The 3,935-nt window shown below is 64.7% G+C and carries 4 protein-coding genes and 1 pseudogene; 1 reads left to right on the forward strand and 4 read right to left on the reverse strand.

Translation table 11 applies throughout. From position 1 onward, the window contains the following. The 3 genes from MOV75_RS29770 to hemH form a co-directional block, all read right to left on the reverse strand. On the reverse strand, positions 1-933 hold a 933-nt coding region (locus tag MOV75_RS29770; RefSeq protein WP_247007110.1), incomplete at its 3' end, for an SPFH domain-containing protein. Between the two features lie 228 nt (positions 934-1,161). Then, positions 1,162-2,139 carry an ABC transporter substrate-binding protein gene (locus MOV75_RS29775; RefSeq protein WP_247007111.1) on the reverse strand — a complete coding sequence of 326 codons (978 nt, stop codon included), beginning with the start codon at positions 2,137-2,139 and terminating at the stop codon, positions 1,162-1,164. Between the two features lie 10 nt (positions 2,140-2,149). Next, on the reverse strand, positions 2,150-3,187 hold the full coding sequence (hemH, locus tag MOV75_RS29780) for a ferrochelatase (RefSeq protein WP_246931185.1): 1,038 nt from the start codon (positions 3,185-3,187) through the stop codon (positions 2,150-2,152). Between the two features lie 81 nt (positions 3,188-3,268). Between hemH and MOV75_RS29785 the strand changes: the two genes are divergently transcribed. Next, entirely contained in the window at positions 3,269-3,667 is a 399-nt protein-coding gene (locus MOV75_RS29785) for an MAPEG family protein (protein WP_246931184.1), read from the forward strand. A 132-nt stretch (positions 3,668-3,799) separates the two neighbouring features. Here the strand turns inward: MOV75_RS29785 and MOV75_RS29790 are convergent. Further along, positions 3,800-3,935 (reverse strand): annotated as a pseudogene (locus MOV75_RS29790) (nickel transporter); the annotation flags it as partial.

Below are 3,935 nucleotides of genomic sequence, written 5' to 3' on the forward strand. Positions count from 1 at the left end.
GGCGGCAGCAGAGGCCGCGCTCTCACCGAACGTCGCCTTGGCGATCTCGCCGATGCCGGCGAGCGAGCCGAGCATGCTCGTGGCCTCCATCGGCAGCATGATGATCTTCTGGTTCGGCGCCTCCGCGAACTGGCCGAACGCCTTGATATATTTGTCGGCGATGAAATAGTTCAACGCGGCGACGTCGCCCTTGGAAATGGCTTCGCTCACCATCTGCGTGGCTTTCGCCTCCGCCTCGGCCGAACGCTCGCGCGCCTCGGCGTCGCGGAACGCGGCTTCCTTGCGGCCCTCCGCCTGCAGGATCTGGCCCTGCTTGGCGCCCTCGGCGCGCAGGATCTCCGACTGGCGCTGGCCTTCGGCGGCGAGGATGTCGGCGCGCTTGACGCGCTCGGCCTTCATCTGACGGCCCATAGCTTCGACGAGATCGGCCGGCGGCACGATATCCTTGATCTCGATGCGGTTGACCTTCAACCCCCAGGGCGAGACCGCGGCATCCACGACGCGGAGCAGGCGCTCGTTGATCTCGTCGCGATGCGACAGCACCTGGTCGAGATCCATCGCACCCATTACCGAACGGATGTTGGTCATGGTCAGCACGGTGATGGCCTGCGTCAGGTTGGAGACCTCGTAGCTCGCCTTGGCAGCGTCGAACACCTGGTAGAAGGCGACGCCGTCCACCGTCACGGTGGCATTGTCCTTGGTGATGACTTCCTGCTCGGGAATGTCGATCACCTGCTCCATCATGTTGATCTTGCGTCCAACGCGATCGAAATAGGGCACGATCAGATTGAGCCCGGGGCTGAGCGTCTGGGTGTATTTGCCGAACCGCTCGATGGTCCAGTCATAGCCCTGCGGCACCGTCTTCACACCGGCCACCAGCGTGACGATGACGAGCAACACCAGAACAATCGCGAAAATGTCGAAACCGCTCATATATCCTCCAAGGCAGGAAAAAGACCCTTCCCGCGCTGTCATTGGTCGGGATCACAACCCTACCGGTTCAGCGGTCGCAAGTAACGTCGGTACCGGCGCAATTCTGGACAAGACGGATGGAGAGGGAGCGGTCTCGATATGTATTTGCGGAAGGCCCTTGAAAGCGCGCAGGCTCAGACCTAGCGACAAACTTAACACATCCGGCCATGGGTCCCGCTGCGGACGGCATCATTCGATGACATCGTTCGCGATTGCGAGCAGGCCCGCGGGAAGCGTGACGCCAAGCGCCTTGGCCGTCTTCAGGTTGATCGTCAGCTCGAACCTGGTCGGATTCTGGACCGGCAGATCGGCCGCCAGCGCGCCCCTGAGGATGCGGTCGATGTAGGAGGCGGCGCGGCGCAGCTGCTCGGCGCTGTCGGTGCTGTAGGACATCAGCCCGCCTTCCTCGACGAAGGTCCGGCTCCAGAACACCGCCGGCAAGCGAGCCTCGCCGATCGTCGCCAGCAGTTGCGCGCGATTGGCCATGGTGAAGAAATCAGGCAGGACCAAGAAGCCGCCGTCCTTGCGCGTAGCCAGTGCCGCGATCGAGCCGGCGTCGTTCACGGGCGCAGGCTCGACGGCCACGTGGAGCGTCTGCGCGGCGTCCTCGACCGTGCGCAGCATCAGGGGCGCGAACGGCGCGGTCTCGGGATTGTAGACGACGAACACGCGGCGAACGGGCGGCGCCACCTGCGTCAGCATCTCCAGCCATTTGCCGGCGAGCGGGCCGTCGTAATCGGTGAAACCGGTGACGTTGCCGCCGGGATGCGCGAGGTTTTCGACAAAGCCCTGGCTGACGGGATCGGTGACGACGGCGAACACAATCGGGATCGTCGTGGTGCGGCGGCGCAACTCCTCGACCGAGGGCGTGCCGATTGCGAGCAGAATGTCGGGCTTGAGCGCGATCAACTCGTCTGCGAGCTGCGCGATGCGCGCGCGGTCGCCGCCACCGCTGCGCCAGTCGATCTTGAGGTTGTCGCGCTCCTTCCAGCCGTGGCCGGCAAGCGCCTCGACCAGGACCATGCTGCGCGTCTGTCCGATCGCATCATCGGCAGCGGTGACAGAGAGTACGCCGAGCCGCCGCGTCGCGTTCGGCTGCTGCGCCAGCGCCGAGGCCGGCAGCGCCGCGATCATCCCAAGAAGCGCCAGGCACCGGCGGCGGTTCATGGGGCGCTCATCAGATCCAGCCCTGAAGCTCGCGCAGCACCAGGGTGCGGATCACGTCCATGCCCGGCTCGCTGTCGTTGAGGCAGGGGATCGCGGAAAACTGCTCGCCGCCATTGTGCTTGAAGATCTCGGCGTTCTCCTGCGCGATCTCCTCCAGCGTCTCCAGGCAGTCGGCGGCAAAGCCCGGCGTCACCACCGCGATGCGACGCAGGCCTTCCTTCGCGAGCCGCTCCATGGTCTTGTCGGTGTAGGGCTGGAGCCACTCGGCATTGCCGAAGCGCGACTGGAAGGTCAGCAGCAGCTTTGTCTCGTCCATGCCGAGCCGGCGCCGCAGTGCCTCGGTGGTGGCGATGCAGTGCTGCTGATAGGGATCGCCGTTGTCGACGTAGGATTTCGGCATGCCGTGGAAGGATGCCACGATCAGCTCAGGCTTGAACGGCAGGCTCGCCAGATGGGTCTCGATCGAGGTCGCGAGCGCCTCGATATAGGCCGCGTCCTCGTAATAAGGCGGCGTCACCCGCAACGTCGGCTGGTTGCGCAAACGGGCCAGCACGCGGAACACCTCGTCGCAGACGGTCGCCGAGGTCGAGGCGGAATATTGCGGATAGAGCGGGACCGCCAGGATGCGCTCGCAGCCTTTCGCAATCAGCGCATCGATGCCCGACTTGATGGAAGGATTGCCGTAGCGCATCGCCCAGTCCACGACGACGTGGCTGCGATCGGACAGTGCGGCGGCGAGCTTGTCGGCTTGCGACCGCGTGATGGTCTTCAGCGGCGACTCGTTCTTCTCGGTGTTCCAGATCTTCTGGTAGTCCAGCGCCTTGGTACGGGGACGGCTGCGCAGGATGATCCCGTTCAGCACGGCTTTCCAGATCAGCCCCTGGTCCTCGATGACGCGGGCGTCCGAGAGAAATTCCTTGAGATAGACCCGCACGCCCGGCGCATCGGCCGTATCCGGTGTTCCGAGATTGATCAGGAGCACGCCAACGCGCGGCAAGGCGGTTTGGGCGGCCGGTCTCGCGGCCTCGATGGGGACGACACTGGTCATGGCCCTGTGGGTCGCGCGTTGGTCCGAACTTGTCAAGGTGAGCCCGGCATCGCTAGGGTCGCACCCAGGCGGGAGGGGCTCATGACACTCGCGGAATGGTGCGTCTTTGGAGCGCTGCTGCTCTATCTGTCTACGATCGCCTCGGTCAAATGGATCAGGTTTCGCCGCTTCGACAATTCCCGGCCGCGCGACCCCGCCTTCTACGAGGACGCGCTCTCGCAGCGCGCGCTCGGCGCGCACCAGAACGGCATCGAGACGTTCCCGTTCTTCGCCTTCGCGGTGCTGCTTGCCGAATACAGGGATTCGCCGCAGCGGCTGATCGACGAGCTCGCGGCGTTGTTCCTGATCGTCCGGATCGCCTATGTGCTGACCTATCTCGGCAACCGCCCAACACTGCGCTCGATCCTCTGGACCGTCGGCTTTGCGATCAATCTCGGGATCTTCTTCATGCCGGCATTGAAGCGGTTTCTGCCGGTGTGAGGCGGCACGCATCCCTTCGACCCGTCATCCTGAGGTGCTCGCCTTGCGTGGCAAGGCGAGCACCTCAGGGCGACGGTTAGAGATAGACGCTGCTCGGAATCGAGCCGCGCTGCGTCCGGGGCACGGGTGCGGCTAAAAACACGTCGTCCGTTCGGCGGCGATGTAGCCGAATAACAGACCTGCGCCGAACAGCAGCACGACGCCCGCGGCCGCAAACTCAATGCCGCGCATGAACAGCGCACCGCCGCCATCGCGCCCGGCGCTGAGG

Source organism: Bradyrhizobium sp. PRIMUS42, assembly GCF_023006515.1.
Lineage (GTDB): Bacteria > Pseudomonadota > Alphaproteobacteria > Rhizobiales > Xanthobacteraceae > Bradyrhizobium.